This window comes from Actinoallomurus sp. NPDC050550 (assembly GCF_040655075.1).
Taxonomy (GTDB): domain Bacteria; phylum Actinomycetota; class Actinomycetes; order Streptosporangiales; family Streptosporangiaceae; genus Actinoallomurus.
Genome location: NZ_JBFAJC010000002.1, coordinates 96,366 through 113,686 on the forward strand (window position 1 = coordinate 96,366; position 17,321 = coordinate 113,686).

The window sequence follows — 17,321 nt, forward strand, 5'->3', positions numbered from 1 at the left end:
CAAGCCGAGGATAACGTCAGATTACGGCAGATTTCTTTACGATTCGGTGGCAGACGGACGATCCGCGGGCGGCCTGCGAGTGCCTTTCCAAGATCACCATCGACGCGGCCCAGATGAGATGCGGGTCAGCGGCCGGTAGGTGTGCGGCGCCGCAGGTGGCAATGTCGACCGCGACGCGCGAGGTCTACGAGCGCCTGGAGGTCAGCGGGAGGCGCGCGCCCATCACCGCGTAGAGGGGCCCGCCCCCCGGAAACTGGAAACCGGTGAGCAGGTCCGTCATGCCGAGCGAGCGGTAGAGGTTACGGGCGGGCGTCTGGGCGTCGAGCGTGGACAGCACGACCGTGCGCTCCGGGCGCTCCGCGCACAGCGTGGTGATCAGCCTCCGGCCGAGCCCCTGGCCCTGACTGTCCGGGTGGACGTGCAGCTCGGCGACCTCGAACGTGTCGTCCATCCACTGCCGGGCGTGCGCGGCGCCGCCGATCTCGGTGAGCGCCGCGTGGACGACGTCGTGCCACCACTGCCCGGGCTCGCCGTGGAAGCCGTACGCGAAGCCGTTCACGTCGCGCCGCCGCCCGGCGACGAACGCGCGGAAGCCGGGGTACACCGTATGGCGTTCCATGATGGTGCGGCGACCCGGCATCTGCTCGGTCGGCGGCTTCATCGCCGCCGCGTAGGTCGCCAGCATCGCGTCGAGCCGCCGGAAGAACGTCCGTTTGTCGATCTCCCGTATCTGCGGCGCGGTGTCCCGCCGGGCTCCGAAGGCTGATCTCACGTGGCTCACTTTGGTATATAAGGCGGGATTTTCGACAGTGCGCCGTAAATGTCCCACAGAATCTGGGCCGCCGCCTTCTTCAGCTGACCGCGCTCCGTATCGAGCTGCTGCTGCCACGTCCGGGCGGCCGGACCCACCCAGGCGTCGCCGGCCGTACGGACCGGCGGATCCAGCGCGGCCTCCAGCGAATCCGCGCTCGCGTAGGCGCGTTCGTAAGCGGCGTACAGCTCGGCGTACTCCGGGTTGGGCCGCTGGGCGGGACTGCCCGGCGGACCGGCCGGCGGCTCCGTCGGCGGGCGGAGGGTGCCCGGGGAGGGCGGATAGGCGGTCACGCGTCCTCCTTCTGAGCGTCGGTGGCCGCATGGTGGGCGTCGGCCGGGTGGGCGGCCGAGGCATGACCAGCCGTGGCGTGGCCGGCGAGGTGCTGCAGCGCCGCCGAGCTCGGGCAGGCCGCCAAGGCGCGGTGCACCGTCCCGGAGTGACGGGCGTAGAGCTCGGCCGCCGCCTCGGGGTCCGTCGCGGCCGGGCGGACCATCGCCTCGTGCGGCGGGCGCGGAGTGGGGATCCGGTGCCCGGGCGGGGCCGCGGCTAGGTGCGTCAGCCCGATGTGGCCGAGAGCGACCTTCGCGCGCCGGTCGAGCCCGGCGTGCTCCAGCACGTGGACGACGTCGTCGTGCACGCCCTTCCGCGACGCCTCGTCGAGGAGCTCGCGGAGCCACTTCTCGTCCATCCTCAGATGATGGCTCACCAGGCCCAGCGACCCCCGGACGGCGGCAAGGCGCGCCTCGTGACCCAGCGCCGCGGCGATCAGGTCGGCGTTGCCGGCCGGGCCGAGACGGGAGTAGAGGCCCTTGACGTAGTCGGGGTCGTCGGCGTTGGCCGACAGCCGCTTCCAGACGTCGGCCGGGATCGGCCGGTGGGCGCTGAGCGCCCCGTGGATCGCGGCGGCGTCGGCGGCCCCGGCTCGGGTCGCGGCGTGCGCGTCGGGGAAGTGGCCGACCGTGTGTCCGGCACCGGCCGGCGTCGTACGGCCCGGACGGCCGCCGAGCCGGCCCACGCCAACGCGGGGCATGTTCGCGGCGCCCTTGCTCAGGTGCGCGTCGGCGTAGGCCCGTCGCCGGCCCAGCATCCCCGGCTGGGCACGGACCCAGCTCTCGACCGCCGCGGCCTGGCGGAGGCCGGTGCGCGGGACGCTCGGGGGCAGGGCGGCGTTCGTGCGCAGCCAGGCGGTGATGGCGTTCGAGGCGCTCGTCATCTGCTGGATCAGCTGAGCCATCGCGGCCGTGTCGATGCCGACGAAATCCTTGTCGCGCGCCGCACTGGCACGCAGACCGTCCTGTCCAGCCATAGGGCACCAGCTCCGGAGAGTGCGCTCAAGCCTCCGGTGACCGTTGTATCACCGCCTGTCGGCCGTTGTCCCCGACGACGCGGTCCCGATGCCGTGACCGACCGTCCGGCTCCGGTCACGCGTGCGGGCTACGCGACGTCGGCCCGTGTGCCGCGGGTCGGGGTCGTCGGGGCGCGGTGGCATGCCGCAGGGCGGACGGTCTGGCTGCGCGACAGCGAGCCGCTCGGTCGGGCGGTCGGGCTGCGCGACGGCGAGCCGCTCGGTTCGGGCGGGCTGCACGGTGGGGTGGGCTACGCGACGTCGGTCGGGGTGCCGCCGGTCAGGCGGAGCAGTTCCTCGTACGAGGTGGGGAAGACGGTGTGCGGGTGTCCGGCGGCGGCCCAGACGACGTCGTACTTGGCCAGCCATTCGTCGACGAGCGTGCGGATCGGCTGAGGGTGGCCGAGGGGAGCGACGCCTCCGATGGGCTGTCCGGTGGCCGCCCGGACGAACTCGGGGTCCGCCCGCTTGATCCGGGCGACGCCGATCCGCTCGGCGAGGCCGGTGGTGTCCACCCGGTGCGCTCCACTGGTCAGCACGAGCAGCGGCTCGCCGTCGGCGGCGAAGATCAGGCTGTTCGCGATGGCGCCGACGTCGCAGCCGAGCTGAGCCGCTGCGGTTGCGGCCGTCGGGGCGGCCTCCGGAAGCTCGCGGACCTGTCCGGTGGCGCCCAGTTCGCGCAGGCGGGCGGCGACGTGTTCGACGTTGGGGTGCATGGCAGCACCCTACGGCCGGTGGCGAGGTAAGAGGTTCCGAACTGCGACGACACATCTATTCGAACGCGTTGACGAATGCGGCGTCGGACGCTTTACTGAAGTACGTACTCGAACCTGTGTTCGAGTACGGCGCGGGACTCGCGGCCCGCGCCGAGGGGATCGTCTCTCGCGGGCAGCGCATGCCGGGCGAGATGCGACGGCCGGGCGGGGCGAGGGGAAGCGCTTCGCCCGGCCTCCCCTGGGCCCTCGGGCCCGCCCAGCGGAAGGAGGCATGTCATGTCCGCAAGGTCGTCAACTGCCGCCCCCCTTCGTCCAGCGCCACGGCGCAGGCCCGCCGCATCAGCGATGTCACTCCTTCAGACGGCCCGGCGCGGCCTAATCGAGGCCGCAGAGTCGGCCGCCCCGGCGCTGCGCTATGTCGCGGCCCACCTGGCCGCGTTGCGCGCCGCCGCCGCCGTGCTCGCCGAGCGCGCCGATCCCGGATCGCGCACCCGTGGTAGACCGCGCAGCGTCTGGGTGCTGCTCCCCGAGGCCGAGCCCGCGCTGCGCGAATGGGCGGCGTTCTTCGCCGCCGGCGCCGACAAGCGCGCCGCGGCGGAGGCCGGCCTGCCGCGTGCGGTCACCGCGGATGAGGCCGATGAGCTCCTGCGCGACGCGGAGATCTTCGTGTCGCTCGTCGAGACCACCCTCGGCGTCCCGGGCCAGCCCATGCTGCCCGCCGCCGGCTGAGACCCCTTCTGGGGACCGGCTCTTCACCGGAGCACGGTTCGTGCCCGCGGGTCCCGTCGTGGACCTCCCCCCGAAGCGGCGGGACCCGCGCGGCCGCTTACCATGCCCTGCTGCCGCCGGGCGGCGCTCCGCCCGCGCAAGCCGTCCGCCGCAAGCCGCGTGCCGCGTGCCGCCCCAGCCGCGCCGCGCGCCCTGCGCCACCTCCTGCCGCGCGCCACGTGCCGTGCCCACGGGGCCGCGCGCCCCGCCCCATGTGCCGCGCATCTCGCACCACGTGCTGCCCAGCCCCGCGCGGCGCGTGCCGAGCGCTGTGCCCTGCGGGCTGCGTGCCGCGTGCCGCGTGCCGCGTTGCGAATCTTGCGCCGCGTGCTGCGGGCTATGTGCCGAACGCTCGGTGACCGCGGCCGCGAGCCCTTCCGGAGGCGCATGCCCCCTGCGGAGCGCACCCCTGTCACCGAGCAGGCCGCCCGATGGGCTTGGAGGCCGGTGCCTCCTCGCGTGTTGCGGGGCGCAGGCGCCGCACGGCCTGGGCGAGGCCCGCCGCGCCGAACGCCGCCGCGACGAGCAGGGCGCTGACCCACAGCGGCGAGCGGTAGCCGAGTCCGGCGGCGATGGTGGCGCCGCCGATGGCGGGACCGGCGGCGGCGCCCACGTTGAGCGCCGCGGTCGCGAAGGATCCGCCGAGTGAAGGCGCCTCCTTCGCCGCGTACAGAATCTGGGCGATCAGCGTCGAGCCGACGGCGAACGAAAGGGTTCCCTGGACGAAGACCAGCACGAACGCGGCTACCGGGCTGCCCGCGGTCACGGCCAGGAGCACCCACCCGGCGAGCAGGGCGATCCCGCCCGGAACCAGGACCCGCATGGGCCGCGTGTCGGACAGGCGCCCGCCGATCGTCACCCCGGCGAACGACCCGAGGCCGAACAGCGCCAGTATCCCGGGCATCCAGTCCTCGGAGAAGCCGCTGACGCCGGTGACGAGCACGGCCAGGTAGGTGAACGTGCAGAAGGTGGCGGCGTTCACCAGCGCGGCCAGCAGCAGCACGACCAGCAGCCGCGGGCTCCGCAGTGCCCGCAGTTCGCGCCGGGCCCTGGGACGGGCCCCGCCGCCGGTCGCCCGCGCGGTGTCCGGCACCGAGCGCAGCACGGCGAAGACGGCCGGGAGACAGACCAGGGCCACGGCCCAGAACGCCGACCGCCAGCCGAGCGCCTGACCGAGCGCGGCTCCGGCGGGCACGCCGGCGACGCAGGCGAGCGTGATGCCGCCCAGGAGGACGGACGTCGCCCGCCCCTTGGCGTTCGGTGGGACCAGAGCGGTGGCCGTCGCGAGGCCCACGGCGAGGAAACCGGCGTTGGCCAGCGCCCCGAGCACCCGGGTCACGAGGAGCACGGACAGGCTGCCGGTGACAGCTCCGATGACGTGCACGAGCATGAACGCGATCAGGAAGACGAGCAGCGCCCGCCGCCGGGGCCAGCGCAGGCTGAGCACCGCCATCAGCGGTGCTCCGACGATCATTCCCATGGCGAAAGCCGACGTCAGCGCGCCGGCGGCGGGGATGGGCACTTTCAGGTCACGGGCGATGTCCGGGATCAGCCCGGACAGCATGAACTCGGACGTCCCCTGGGCGAACACCGTGAGGCCGAGGACGTAGATGACGAAGGGCATGAGCGGAGACTCCACAACCGCGTCGGAACGAGGACACGGCGCGCCGGCACGGCATCCGGGACCGACCGTGTGGCGCGGCGGAGGACGGGGCGGGCGCTACCGGGTGAAGGAGACCGGGCTCGGCACGAAGACGGCCGAGGCCATGGGCCTCCTGGGGAGATCGGTCCGTACGACGGTCATCCGGCGGCGAAAGGGCGGGCGGACTCGGCCGCGGCGCTGCCGCGGCACATCACGAGAAGCCACCGACGGACCGGTGGCTACGGTCTGGACGCCTCAGGACCCGACATGGGGCGCACAGTAGCGACGGGCGGCCCGGCTCGTCCACCGCATTACGCGCCCGGCCCGGAGGCGGGTGCTGTGCGGCCGGGCCGGTGATCTCGGTGGCGAAGACGGTCGGCTGCGCACAAATGGCGCAAATCGGGTCGATTCAGGCATGAAGAAACCCGCCCGGTGGCATGCCGGACGGGCTCCGTCACGACGCATCGATCATGCGGCGATCCGAGGTGCCGCATGACCAGGAGATTGGATCAGAACGCCTCGACGGCGCGGCGTGCCTCAGGATCGAGAACGCCCCAGCCGATCAGCTCCTCGGTGAGCTCCGTCGGTGACTTGTCGTAGATCACCGCCAGCGAACGCAGATCCTCCTGCCGGATGGACAGGACCTTTCCGTTGTAGTCGCCCCGCTGGCTTTGAATCGTCGCGGCGTAACGGGCGAGGGGACCGGCCTTGTCCTTCGGAAGCTGTTGGAGTCGCTCGAGATCGATCACGAGCTTCGGCGTCGGGCCGAGCGGACTCGGCGCGGCTCCGCCGGGGAGCAACTCGGACACCGGCACGCCATAGAACTCGGCGAGCTCGGCCAGCTTCTGAACGGTGACGGCGCGGTCGCCCCGCTCGTACGAACCCACGACGACGGCCTTCCAGCGGCCACGTGATTTCTCTTCCACACCGTGCAGGGACAGGCCCTGCTGGGTACGGATGGCGCGAAGTCTCGCGCCGAGAGCCTTAGCGTATTCAGACGGCATCGCGGCCCCCAGGCTCACTTTCTCGTCGTCGATAGTGGCCCCGGGAGGGGGACCCGGACGGGAAACCCCGCCGCCCCGAGACGGGTGTGCCCATGCAGGCGCACTCTCAGCCGGCCGGGGGGCCGACTGCCCGAGGGGTCCATCTCCTGGGATGGTTACGGACAGTGACGGTAAAACGGGTAGAGCCCCAGGTCAAGCTGATTGGAAAAAAGCGGCGAAACAGTCGGCGCTCGGAGAGCCTCCGACGAGGGGCTCGGAGGGCCCGGAACCCCTTGCCCGCAGGGGCCCGCGGGATCCGGTGGGCCGACGCCGTGGGGGCCGCCGACCGTTGGGTAAAAGCTTGCCATATCCCCGGCCCGGCGTCCGGCGGCCCGCTTGCGCAGCGTCGTCACCAGCGAAAACGTGACGGTGCCGGTGCGGGGCGTGTACGTCCGGGCTGCTACCGTGATAGCGCCCGACGTCCTTTAAGACCCGTCCAGAGAGGCGGGAAAGGAGGTTATCGAGGTGAGTGCTGCCTCCGTGCCCGCGCACGGACCGTCACCCGATAGTGATGTGAGTCACAAGACCGTTCTCGAGGCCCCCGACATCCGGCGCGCGCTCACTCGGATCGCTCACGAGATCCTCGAACGCACCAAGGGTGGCCGCGACATCGTTCTGCTCGGAATCCCGACACGCGGGGTCACGCTCGCCGCCCGGCTGGCCGAGCGGATCACCGACGTCGAAGGCGCCCCCGTCCCGCGGGGCTCGCTCGACGTGACGATGTACCGCGACGATCTGCGCCTGCGCCCGGCGCGCGCCCTCGGCCGCACCGAGCTGCCGCCCGAGGGGGTCGACGACCGCGTCGTCGTCCTCGTCGACGACGTCCTCTTCTCCGGCCGCACCGTCCGGGCGGCCCTCGACGCGCTGAACGACCTCGGCCGCCCGCGCGCCGTGCAGCTCGCCATTCTGGTCGACCGCGGCCACCGCGAGCTGCCCATCCGCGCCGACTACGTCGGTAAGAACCTTCCGACCAGCACCCGCGAGAAGGTCAAGGTGCTGCTCGCCGAGACCGACGGCCGGGACGCCGTCGTTCTGGAGGTCCCCAAGTGAAGCGCCACCTGATCTCGGCGGCCGATCTCACCCGGGACGACGCGCTGCTCGTCCTCGACACCGCCGAAGAGCTGTCCCGGATCGCCGATCGCCCGATCAAGAAGCTGCCCACGCTGCGCGGGCGCACCGTCGTCAACCTCTTCTTCGAGGACTCCACGCGCACGCGCATCTCGTTCGAGGCCGCCGCCAAGCGGCTGTCGGCCGACGTCATCAACTTCTCGGCCAAGGGCTCCAGCGTGTCGAAGGGCGAGAGCCTCAAGGACACCGCGCTGACCCTGGAGGCGATGGGCGCCGACGGCGTCGTCATCCGCCACAACGCCTCCGGCGCGCCGCAGCGGCTCGCCGGCTGGGTGCGCGGCAGCGTCGTCAACGCCGGGGACGGCACGCACGAGCACCCGACGCAGGCGCTGCTCGACGCGTACACCATGCGCCGGCGGCTCGGCGACCTCGACGGCCGCCGGGTCACCATCGTGGGCGACATCCTGCACAGCCGGGTCGCCCGCTCGAACGTTCTGCTGCTGAACACCCTCGGCGCGGAGGTCACGCTCGTCGCGCCGCCCACGCTGTTCCCCGTCGCGGTCGACACGTGGCCGTGCGAGGTCGCCTACGACTTCGACGCGGTCCTGCCCAAGAGCGATGTCGTGATGATGCTGCGGGTTCAGCAGGAGCGGATGACCGACGCCTTCTTCCCGACCGTCCGCGAGTACAGCCGGCGGTACGGCCTGGACGCCCGCCGCCTGGCCGCGCTCCCGGACCACGCGATCGTCATGCACCCCGGCCCGATGAACCGCGGCGTCGAGATCGCCGCGGAGGTCGCCGACTCGCCGCGCTCGACCATCGTCGAGCAGGTCGCCAACGGCGTCACCGTCCGGATGGCCGTGCTCTACCTCCTCCTGGGCGGCTCCGAGCCGGCGATCGGCGGCGACGCCTCCGGCCGCAGTGAGGTGTCTCGCGACCGAGACGAGGCACGCACCGGCGGCGACGCATCGAGAAGGGAAGAGGCGTGATGTTCCTCATCAAGGGCGCGCGGATCCTCGGCGGGGCGCCCGCCGACATCCTGCTCCGCGACGGCCTCGTCGCCGAGATCGGCGCGGGCCTGACCGCGCCGGAGGCGACCGTCGTCGAAGCCGGCGGCCTGATCGCGCTGCCGGGCCTGGTCGACCTGCACACCCACCTGCGCGAGCCGGGCCGGGAGGACGCCGAGACGGTCGAGACCGGCACCCGCGCCGCTGCGGCCGGCGGCTACACCGCGGTCCACGCCATGGCCAACACCGAGCCCGTCGCCGACACGGCCGGCGTCGTCGAGCAGGTGTGGCGCCTCGGCCGGGAGGCCGGCCACTGCGACGTCCACCCGGTCGGCGCGGTCACGCGCGGCCTGGAGGGCGAGCGCCTCGCCGAACTGGGCGCGATGGCCGACTCGGCCGCGCGGGTCCGGGTGTTCTCCGACGACGGCCACTGCGTGTCGGACGCGGTGCTGATGCGCCGCGCGCTGGAGTACGTCAAGGCCTTCGACGGCGTCGTCGCCCAGCACGCGCAGGAGCCACGGCTCACCGAGCACGCGCAGATGAACGAGGGCGAGGTCTCCGGGCGGCTCGGCCTGGCCGGCTGGCCGGCCGTCGCCGAAGAGGCGATCATCGCCCGCGACTGCCTGCTCGCCGCGCACGTCGGCTCCCGGCTGCACGTCTGCCACGTCTCCACCGCCGGCTCGGTGGAGATCCTCCGGTGGGCGAAAAGCAAGGGCTGGCAGGTGACGGCCGAGGTCACGCCGCACCACCTGCTGCTGACCGACGAGCTCGCCGAGACCTACGACCCGGTCTACAAGGTGAACCCGCCGCTGCGCACCAAGGCCGACGTCGAGGCGCTGCGCGAGGCCCTCGCCGACGGCACGATCGACTGCGTCGCCACCGACCACGCCCCGCATCCGGCCGAGGCCAAGGAGACCGAGTGGGCGCCGGCCGCGATGGGCATGATCGGGCTGGAGACGGCCCTGTCCGTCGTCCAGGAGGCCATGGTCGAGACCGGCCTGCTCGACTGGGCCGGCGTCGCCGACCGCATGTCGGCCCGGCCGGCGCGCATCGGCCGCCTCAACGGCCAGGGCCAGCCGGTCGAGGTCGGCGCCCCGGCCAACCTGACGCTGTACGACCCGGCCCCGCGCACGGCCGTCGACCCGGCGGTCTTCGCCTCGAAGAGCCGCAACACCCCGTTCGCCGGGCTCACGCTGCCGGGCCGGGTGCGCGCGACGTTCCTGCGCGGCCGCCCCACCGTCCTGGAAGGAAAGGTAATTTGAGTTCCGCGACCAAGCCCGCGCTGCTCGTCCTGGAGGACGGCCGGACGTTCCACGGCACGGCGTACGGCGCCGAGGGCGAGGCCTTCGGGGAGATCGTCTTCAACACCGGCATGACGGGCTACCAGGAGACGCTGACCGACCCGTCGTACCACCGGCAGATCGTCACGATGACCGCGCCGCACATCGGCAACACCGGCGTCAACGACGAGGACCCGGAGTCCGGCCGCGTCCAGGTCGCCGGGTACGTCGTCCGCGAGCCGTCCCGGATCGTCTCCAACTGGCGGGCGCGCCGCTCGCTCGACGACGAACTGCGCGAGTACGGCGTCGTCGGCATCGCGATCAACGGCACCCGGGCGCTCACCCGCCACCTGCGCGACAAGGGCGCCATGCGGGCCGGGGTCAGCACGGCCGAGACCGACCCCGAGGCGCTACTGGAGCGCGTACTGGCCAGCCCGGACATGATCGGCGCCGACCTGGCCCGTGTGGTGTCCACACCCGAGCCGTACGTCGTGCGCCCCGAGGGGGAGGTGCGCCACCGGGTGGCGGCGATCGACCTCGGTATCAAGGCGATGACCCCGCGGCGCATGGCCGAGCGCGGCTGCGAGGTGCACGTGCTGCCCGCGACCGCGACCGCCGAGGAGATCCTCGCGGTCGGGCCGGACGGCGTCTTCTACAGCAACGGGCCGGGTGACCCGGCCGCCTGCGGCTACGCCGTCGAGTCGATGCGCGGCGTGCTGGACTCCGGCACGCCGGTGTTCGGCATCTGCCTCGGCAACCAGATGCTGGGCCGGGCGCTCGGCCTCGGCACGTACAAGCTGCGCTTCGGCCACCGGGGCGTCAACCAGCCGGTGCAGGACCGTGCCAACGGGCGGGTGCACATCACCAGCCACAACCACGGCTTCGCCGTCGAGGCCCCCGTGGACGGCCCGTTCGACACGCCGTACGGCCGCGCCGAGGTCAGCCACGTCGACCTCAACGACGGCGTCGTCGAGGGGCTGCGGCTGCTCGACCGGCCGGCTTTCAGCGTCCAGTACCACCCGGAGGCCGCGCCGGGCCCGCACGACGCGACCGGCCTGTTCGACCGGTTCTGCGAGTTGATGGAAGAAAAATGAGTGACGTCTCCGGCCATGAGGCCGACCACGCCTCCGACAGCGCGTCGCACGGCCACGTGCCCGTCGACCCGAACGACGCCGTCGTACGGGCCCGTCCGCCGTCTCCGCTCGCCCTCATCCTCACCGCCGCCGCAGCCGTCTTGACCGCGCTGGCCCTCGTGGCCCTCGTGGTCGCCTCCGGACAGGGAACCTGATGCCGCGCCGTACCGACCTGAAATCCGTCCTCGTCATCGGCTCGGGCCCGATCGTCATCGGCCAGGCCGCCGAGTTCGACTACTCCGGCACCCAGGCGTGCCGCGTTCTCAAGGCGGAGGGCCTGCGCGTGGCCCTCGTCAACAGCAACCCCGCGACGATCATGACCGACCCGGAGATCGCCGACGCGACGTACGTCGAGCCGATCACCCCGGAGACCGTCGAGAAGGTCATCGCCAAGGAGCGTCCCGACGCGCTGCTGCCCACCCTCGGCGGGCAGACCGCGCTCAACACCGCCGTGGCCCTGCACGAGTCCGGGGTCCTGGAGCGGTACGGCGTCGAGCTGATCGGCGCCAAGGTCGACGCCATCCAGGCGGGGGAGAACCGCGAGCGGTTCAAGCAGATCGTCGCCGACATCGGCGCCGAGTCCGCGCGCAGCGTGATCTGCCACACGATGGACGACTGCCTGGCCGCCGTCGAGACCCTCGGCTACCCGATGGTCGTGCGCCCGTCGTTCACGATGGGCGGCGCCGGGTCCGGCATGGCCTACGACGAGGACGACCTGCGCCGCATCGCCGGCGCGGGCCTGGCCGCCAGCCCGACCAGCGAGGTGCTCCTGGAGGAGTCGATCCTCGGCTGGAAGGAGTTCGAGCTGGAGCTGATGCGCGACCGGCACGACAACGTCGTGGTCGTCTGCTCCATCGAGAACGTCGACCCGATGGGCGTGCACACCGGCGACTCGATCACCGTCGCGCCGGCCATGACGCTCACCGACCGGGAGTACCAGCGGATGCGGGACGTCGCCATCGACGTCATCCGCGCCGTCGGCGTCGACACCGGCGGGTGCAACATCCAGTTCGCGATCGACCCGGCCACCGGCCGGATGACCGTCATCGAGATGAACCCGCGCGTGTCACGTTCCAGCGCGCTGGCGTCCAAGGCGACCGGCTTCCCGATCGCCAAGATCGCCGCCCGGCTCGCCGTCGGCTACACCCTCGACGAGATCCGCAACGACATCACCGAAGAGACGCCCGCGAGCTTCGAACCGAGCCTCGACTACGTCGTGGTGAAGGCGCCGCGGTTCGCGTTCGAGAAGTTCCCCGCGGCCGACAAGACGCTGACGACCCACATGAAGTCCGTCGGCGAGGCCATGGCCATCGGCCGGTCCTTCCCCGAGGCGCTGCAGAAGGCCCTGAGGTCGCTGGAGAGGGCCGAAAGCTCCTTCTCCTGGGCTCCGGGCCCCGAAGCGCTCACGGAGGGCGAGCGGGCCGCGCTGAAGGCCGAGCTCATCGAGCGGGCCCGCCGGCCGCACGACGGGCGGCTGCGCGACGTCCAGCAGGCGCTCCGGGTGGGCGCGACCGTCGAGGAGCTCTACGAGGCGACGCGGATCGACCCGTGGTTCCTCGACCAGATCGCCTCCCTCGACGAGATCGCCGCCGCCGTGGCGGGCGACCAGCTCGACCCGGAGGCGCTGCGCGAGGTGAAGCGGCACGGCTTCTCCGACGAGCAGATCGCCGAGATCCGCGGCACCTCCGCCGAGGTCGTCCGCGAGCTGCGGCAGGCCCTGGGCATCCGGCCCGTCTACCTGACCGTCGACACCTGCGCCGCCGAGTTCGAGGCCCGCACGCCGTACCTCTACTCGACCTACGACGAGGAGACCGAGGTGCCGCCGGGCGACAAGCCCAAGGTGATCATCCTCGGCAGCGGGCCGAACCGCATCGGGCAGGGCATCGAGTTCGACTACAGCTGCGTGCACGCCTCGTTCACGCTGGCCGACGCCGGCTACGAGACCGTCATGGTCAACTGCAACCCCGAGACCGTCTCGACCGACTACGACACCTCCGGCCGGCTCTACTTCGAGCCGCTCACCCTGGAGGACGTCCTGGAGGTCGTGCACGCCGAGCAGGAGACCGGCGAGGTCGCCGGGGTCATCGTGCAGCTCGGCGGGCAGACGCCGCTCGGACTCGCGCAGAAGCTCAAGGACGCCGGGGTGCCGGTCGTGGGCACGTCGCCGGAGAGCATCCACCTCGCCGAGGAGCGGGGCGCGTTCGGGCAGGTCCTGGCCCGCGCCGGGCTGCCGGCGCCCAAGCACGGCACCGCGACCTCGTACGAGGAGGCGGCCGCGATCGCGGCCGAGATCGGCTACCCGGTGCTCGTCCGGCCGTCGTATGTCCTCGGCGGGCGCGGCATGGAGATCGTCTACGACGAGGACACCCTGAAGTCGTACATCGAGCGCGCCGGCGGCGGGCAGTGGAACCCCGAGCACCCGGTGCTCGTCGACCGGTTCCTCGACGACGCCATCGAGATCGACGTCGACGCGCTGTACGACGGTGAGGACCTGTACCTCGGCGGCGTCATGGAGCACATCGAGGAGGCCGGCATCCACTCCGGCGACTCGGCGTGCGCGCTGCCGCCGATCACCCTCGGGCACGAGGACATCGGCCGCATCCGCGCCTCCACCGAGGCCCTCGCCCGGGAGATCGGCGTACGCGGCCTCATGAACGTCCAGTACGCCCTCGCGGCGGGCGTCCTGTACGTCCTGGAGGCCAACCCGCGTGCGTCCCGTACGGTGCCGTTCGTGTCCAAGGCCACGGCTGTGCCGCTCGCCAAGGCGGCGGCCCGCGTGATGATGGGCGAGAGCGTCGCCAAGCTGCGCGCCGAGGGCATCCTGCCCGCGACCGGAGACGGCGGGGACCTCCCGCTCGACGCGCCGATCTCGGTCAAGGAGGCGGTGCTGCCCTTCGACCGGTTCCGCACGCCGGAGGGCGTCGGCGTCGACACCATCCTCGGCCCGGAGATGCGCTCGACCGGCGAGGTCATGGGCATCGACGCGGTCTTCGGCACGGCGTATGCCAAGTCGCAGATCGCGGTGTACGCCTCGCTGCCCACCAAGGGCCGCGCGTTCGTCTCAGTGGCGAACCGGGACAAGCGAGCGATGATCTTCCCGGTGAAGCGGCTGGCCGACCTCGGCTTCGAGATCCTTGCCACCGAGGGGACGGCGGAAGTCCTGCGCCGCAACGGCGTGCGTGCCAAGATCGTGCGTAAGCACAGCGCCGGCCCCGGGCCGGATGGCGAGCCGACGATCGTGCGGCGCATTCTCGACGGCGAGGTCGACCTCATCGTGAACACCCCGTTCGGCAGCCCCGGACAGTCCGGGCCGCGGCTCGACGGATACGAGATCCGCACCGCCGCCGTCCTGCGCGGCGTGCCCTGTCTCACCACCGTCCAGGCGCTCGGCGCGGCGGTCCAGGGCATCGAGGCCATCGCCGCCGGCGTCGTCGGTGTCCGGTCGCTGCAGGAGCACGCGGAGCACCTCTGGGGTGGCAAGGAGGACAGTTGACCGACTCACCGGTCGCACCGGTCCAGGTGCCCGGAACGGTCCTGACGATACGGCGGACCGGGGCCTACCACACGATCACCCTGGTGGCCCCGGGCGTCGCCGAGCGCTTCCGGCCGGGCCAGTTCGTCTCCCTGGCCGTCGGCGGCGACGAGTCGAGCATGCTGACGCGGCGATGTTTCTTCGTCCGCGAGGTCAAACCCGACTACGGCGGCACCGTCGAGATCGTCTTCGCGGTGCGCGGCGCCGGCACCCGGTGGCTGGCGGCGCTGCGCCCACGCGACATCCTCGACCTCGCCGGCCCCCTCGGCCGCCCCTTCCCGCTGCCGCGCCACCCCGTGCGCTGCGTCCTCGTCGGTGAGGGGCACTCCGGGGCGGCGCTGTTCCCCCTCGCGGCCGTGCTGCGCCAGCGCGACTGCGCCGTCCACTTCGTGCTCGGCGGCGCGGACTCCGAGCACGTGTACGGCACACGCGCGGCGCGCCGCGTCGCCGACTCCACCTCCGTCACCACCGAGGACGGCTCGCTCGGACAGCAGGGCCGGCCCGAGGACCTGGTGGCCGCCGTCGTCGATGAGGTCGCCGCCGACGTCGTGTACGCCTGCGGGCCGACGGAGACCCTCCGTTCCGTCACCCGGACCGCCGCGAAGTACGACCTGCCCGCCCAGGTGGCGGTCGAGGAGCCGATGTCCTGCGGCACGGGCGTCTGCATGGCCTGCGCGCTCCCCGTGATCGACGACGAGGGCGTCACCCACATGGCGCGCTCGTGCGTCGAGGGCCCGGTGTTCCGCGGCGAGCGGGTGCGCTGGGACGACCTCGGCACGATCCCGTTCGACGCCTACGGCGCCCCCCGCTCCGTACTCCCCGGATCCCTCTCATGATCGACCTCGAGACCCGGATCGGCGACGTCACGCTGCCGAACCCCGTCATGACGGCGGCGGGCTGCGGAGGCACCGGCCGCGAACTGGGCCGCTTCTTCGACGTCGGACGGCTCGGCGCCCTGATCACGCCGTCCATCACGCCCAGCCCGCGCGCCGGGCGCCCCGCGCCCCGGCTCACCGAGACCCCCAGCGGCGTCCTCAACGCCGCCGGGCTGCAGGGCCCGGGCGTCGAGGCCTTCCTGACCCGCGACCTGCCCTGGCTCGCCGAGCGGGAGGCACGCGTCATCGTCTCGGTCGCGGGCGGCAGCGTCGGCGAGTACGCCGAGGTCGCCCGCCTGCTCGGAGACGCCCCCGGCGTCGCCGCGATCGAGATCAACACCTCCTGCCCCAACGTCGAGGACCGCGGGTCGATGTTCGCGGCCCACCCGTCGGCCGCCGCCCGCCTGGTGCGCGCGGTGCGGGCGAGCGCGCCGCGCCGCCTCCCCGTGCTCGCCAAACTGTCCGCGGACGTCACCGACATCGTCGGCGTGGCCATGGCCTGCGCGGACGCCGGCGCCGACGGCCTGTCGATGATCAACACGCTGCACGGCATGGCCATCGACACCGACACGCTCCGCCCGCGGCTCGCCGGTGTGACGGGCGAACTGTCCGGACCCGCGATCCGCCCCGTGGCGGTCCGCTGCGTCTACCAGGTGCACGCGGCACTGCCCGAGGTGCCCATCGTCGGGATGGGCGGGATACGGACCGGCCTGGACGCCCTGGAGTTCGTCCTCGCGGGCGCCTCGGCCGTCGCGGTGGGCACGGCGACCCTCCACGACCCGTCCGCCTGCGTACGCATCCTGCGCGAACTCGACGGGGCGTTGAAGCAGCGAGGCATCGACCGGCTCGCCGACGTCATAGGGCTCGCCCACAAGCCGGCGGGGAGCCTCCACCGCCGCATCGACCCCAACGTCGGCCTGGCGGCCGCCGACACCGCCGAGGCGGGCCCGACCGAGCCGACCGAACAGGAGACCACCCAGTGAACACCGCTCCCATCGCCGTCGCGCTCGACGCGGCGGACCTCGAGACCGCCGCGCGCTGGGCCGCGCTGGTGACGCCGCACGTCAGCACGGTCAAGGTCGGCCTGGAGCTGTACCTGCGGTACGGCCCGGACGTCGTCGCCAGCGTCCGCGGGGCGAGCGGAGTGCAGGTCTTCCTCGACCTGAAGCTGCACGACATCCCGGCGACCGTCGCGGGCGCCGCGCACGCGGTGGCCCGGCTGAAGCCCGCGTACCTCACCGTGCACGCCGGCGGCGGCGCCGCCATGATCCGCGCGGCCGTCGAGGCGGCCCCGCAGACCAAGATCGCCGCTGTAACGGTCCTCACGTCCCTCTCGGAGGCCGATCTGGCCGGGGTGGGACTCACGGGTCCGGCGTCGGACGTCGTGCGCCGTATGGCCGCTCTCGCGGTCGACGCCGGGGCCCAGGCGCTGGTGTGCTCGCCCCGAGAGGTCGCGGACGTCCGCGCGGAGGTCGGTCCCGGCATCACGCTCATCACACCGGGCGTACGGCCGCCCGGCACCGCCACACAGGACCAGGCGCGCGTCGCCACGCCCGAGGAGGCCCTCGCCGCCGGAGCCGACCTCCTCGTGATCGGCCGGCCCATCACCGGCGCACCCGACCCGGGCGCAGCGGCAGCGGGCATCGCGGCGGCACTCCGGCGCACGGGAGCCGTCTGAGGCGCGTCGCTCGCCCGTCCGGTGCGGTGGAGCCGCACCGGTGTGTGGGAGCCGTGTGGGGCGTATCGCTCGCCTGCGGGGTGCGTCGGCGGGAGTCTGGCGCACGTATGTACCGCGTCGCTCGCCGGTCCGGTGCGGCGGCGCACCGGCGTACGGGAGCCGTGTGGGGCGCGTCGCTCGCCCGCGCGACGTGGCAGAGGGGTCCAGGCGCGTGGGGGCCGTGTGAGGCGTGTCGGTCGCTGTTCCAGGCGGTTGGCGGTTCCGGCGTACGGTGCCGTCTGAGGCGTCGCTTCGTCCGGCTCGGCGGCGCATCGGCGTGCGGGGGGCGCGTTGGGCGCCCGCGCGGTGCTGCAGCGGGCGGTTCCGGCCCGCAGGAGCCCGCTGAGGCGTGCCGGGCGCCTGTCCGACGCGGCGGCGCTC

15 protein-coding genes and 1 pseudogene are annotated in these 17,321 nt (G+C 72.9%); 10 read left to right on the forward strand and 6 right to left on the reverse strand.

Features of this window, described 5'->3' with window-relative positions; translation table 11 throughout:
* Positions 1-184: 184 nt before the first annotated feature.
* The 4 genes from AB0I04_RS02745 to AB0I04_RS02760 form a co-directional block, all read right to left on the reverse strand.
* Complete coding sequence (locus AB0I04_RS02745) at positions 185-772, reverse strand: GNAT family N-acetyltransferase (protein WP_360877877.1); 588 nt, start codon at positions 770-772, stop codon at positions 185-187.
* Positions 773-777: 5 nt separating this feature from the next.
* Complete coding sequence (locus tag AB0I04_RS02750) at positions 778-1,104, reverse strand: hypothetical protein (protein WP_360877880.1); 327 nt, start codon at positions 1,102-1,104, stop codon at positions 778-780.
* Positions 1,101-2,120, reverse strand: a complete 1,020-nt coding sequence (locus tag AB0I04_RS02755) for a hypothetical protein (RefSeq protein WP_360877883.1) — start codon at positions 2,118-2,120, stop codon at positions 1,101-1,103. Before AB0I04_RS02755 ends, AB0I04_RS02750 begins: the two co-directional genes overlap by 4 nt.
* Positions 2,121-2,410: 290 nt before the next feature.
* Positions 2,411-2,875, reverse strand: coding sequence for a YbaK/EbsC family protein (locus AB0I04_RS02760; protein WP_360877886.1), 465 nt, complete (start codon positions 2,873-2,875; stop codon positions 2,411-2,413).
* 345 nt (positions 2,876-3,220) lie between these two features.
* Here AB0I04_RS02760 and AB0I04_RS02765 point away from each other — a divergent pair, with 345 nt between their 5' ends.
* Positions 3,221-3,604, forward strand: a complete 384-nt coding sequence (locus AB0I04_RS02765; protein ID WP_345431319.1) for an SAV_6107 family HEPN domain-containing protein — start codon at positions 3,221-3,223, stop codon at positions 3,602-3,604.
* 451 nt (positions 3,605-4,055) lie between these two features.
* On the opposite strand, the gene AB0I04_RS02770 is transcribed toward AB0I04_RS02765, so the two are convergent.
* Complete coding sequence (locus tag AB0I04_RS02770; protein ID WP_360877889.1) at positions 4,056-5,267, reverse strand: Cmx/CmrA family chloramphenicol efflux MFS transporter; 1,212 nt, start codon at positions 5,265-5,267, stop codon at positions 4,056-4,058.
* 527 nt (positions 5,268-5,794) lie between these two features.
* Positions 5,795-6,289: a transcriptional regulator gene (locus AB0I04_RS02775; RefSeq protein WP_252782932.1), complete on the reverse strand. Its 495-nt coding sequence runs from the start codon at positions 6,287-6,289 to the stop codon at positions 5,795-5,797.
* 552 nt (positions 6,290-6,841) lie between these two features.
* On the opposite strand from AB0I04_RS02775, the gene pyrR reads away from it, so the two are divergent.
* From pyrR to pyrF, 9 genes and pseudogenes are all read left to right on the forward strand, one after another.
* Positions 6,842-7,378, forward strand: a complete 537-nt coding sequence (gene pyrR, locus AB0I04_RS02780; protein WP_360877892.1) for a bifunctional pyr operon transcriptional regulator/uracil phosphoribosyltransferase PyrR — start codon at positions 6,842-6,844, stop codon at positions 7,376-7,378.
* Positions 7,375-8,283, forward strand: a pseudogene (locus AB0I04_RS02785) (aspartate carbamoyltransferase catalytic subunit); the annotation flags it as partial. The gene pyrR and the pseudogene AB0I04_RS02785, both read left to right, overlap by 4 nt.
* 101 nt (positions 8,284-8,384) lie before the next feature.
* A complete protein-coding gene (locus tag AB0I04_RS02790) occupies positions 8,385-9,665 on the forward strand; it encodes a dihydroorotase (protein ID WP_360878793.1) in 1,281 nt (426 codons plus the stop codon).
* A complete protein-coding gene (carA, locus tag AB0I04_RS02795) occupies positions 9,662-10,777 on the forward strand; it encodes a glutamine-hydrolyzing carbamoyl-phosphate synthase small subunit (protein WP_360877895.1) in 1,116 nt (371 codons plus the stop codon). Before AB0I04_RS02790 ends, carA begins: the two co-directional genes overlap by 4 nt.
* Entirely contained in the window at positions 10,774-10,971 is a 198-nt protein-coding gene (locus AB0I04_RS02800; protein ID WP_360877898.1) for a hypothetical protein, read from the forward strand. Before carA ends, AB0I04_RS02800 begins: the two co-directional genes overlap by 4 nt.
* On the forward strand, positions 10,971-14,309 hold the full coding sequence (carB, locus tag AB0I04_RS02805; protein WP_360877900.1) for a carbamoyl-phosphate synthase large subunit: 3,339 nt from the start codon (positions 10,971-10,973) through the stop codon (positions 14,307-14,309). Before AB0I04_RS02800 ends, carB begins: the two co-directional genes overlap by 1 nt.
* Entirely contained in the window at positions 14,306-15,184 is an 879-nt protein-coding gene (locus AB0I04_RS02810; protein WP_360877903.1) for a dihydroorotate dehydrogenase electron transfer subunit, read from the forward strand. Before carB ends, AB0I04_RS02810 begins: the two co-directional genes overlap by 4 nt.
* Entirely contained in the window at positions 15,181-16,206 is a 1,026-nt protein-coding gene (locus AB0I04_RS02815; protein WP_360877906.1) for a dihydroorotate dehydrogenase, read from the forward strand. The genes AB0I04_RS02810 and AB0I04_RS02815 overlap by 4 nt, the downstream gene beginning before the upstream one ends.
* The gene (gene pyrF, locus AB0I04_RS02820; protein WP_360877909.1) at positions 16,203-16,901 is read left to right on the forward strand and encodes an orotidine-5'-phosphate decarboxylase; all 699 of its coding nucleotides are present in this window, start codon (positions 16,203-16,205) and stop codon (positions 16,899-16,901) included. The genes AB0I04_RS02815 and pyrF overlap by 4 nt, the downstream gene beginning before the upstream one ends.
* The last annotated feature ends 420 nt before the right edge of the window (positions 16,902-17,321 follow it).

Coding starts and splice junctions, on each gene's coding strand:
- AB0I04_RS02755 (WP_360877883.1), bottom strand. CDS start 2,120: ATGGCTGGACAGGACGGTCTGCGTGCCAGTGCGGCGCGCGACAAGGAT.
- AB0I04_RS02760 (WP_360877886.1), bottom strand. CDS start 2,875: ATGCACCCCAACGTCGAACACGTCGCCGCCCGCCTGCGCGAACTGGGC.
- AB0I04_RS02765 (WP_345431319.1), top strand. CDS start 3,221: ATGTCACTCCTTCAGACGGCCCGGCGCGGCCTAATCGAGGCCGCAGAG.
- AB0I04_RS02770 (WP_360877889.1), bottom strand. CDS start 5,267: ATGCCCTTCGTCATCTACGTCCTCGGCCTCACGGTGTTCGCCCAGGGG.
- AB0I04_RS02775 (WP_252782932.1), bottom strand. CDS start 6,289: ATGCCGTCTGAATACGCTAAGGCTCTCGGCGCGAGACTTCGCGCCATC.
- AB0I04_RS02790 (WP_360878793.1), top strand. CDS start 8,385: ATGTTCCTCATCAAGGGCGCGCGGATCCTCGGCGGGGCGCCCGCCGAC.
- AB0I04_RS02800 (WP_360877898.1), top strand. CDS start 10,774: ATGAGTGACGTCTCCGGCCATGAGGCCGACCACGCCTCCGACAGCGCG.
- carB (WP_360877900.1), top strand. CDS start 10,971: ATGCCGCGCCGTACCGACCTGAAATCCGTCCTCGTCATCGGCTCGGGC.
- AB0I04_RS02815 (WP_360877906.1), top strand. CDS start 15,181: ATGATCGACCTCGAGACCCGGATCGGCGACGTCACGCTGCCGAACCCC.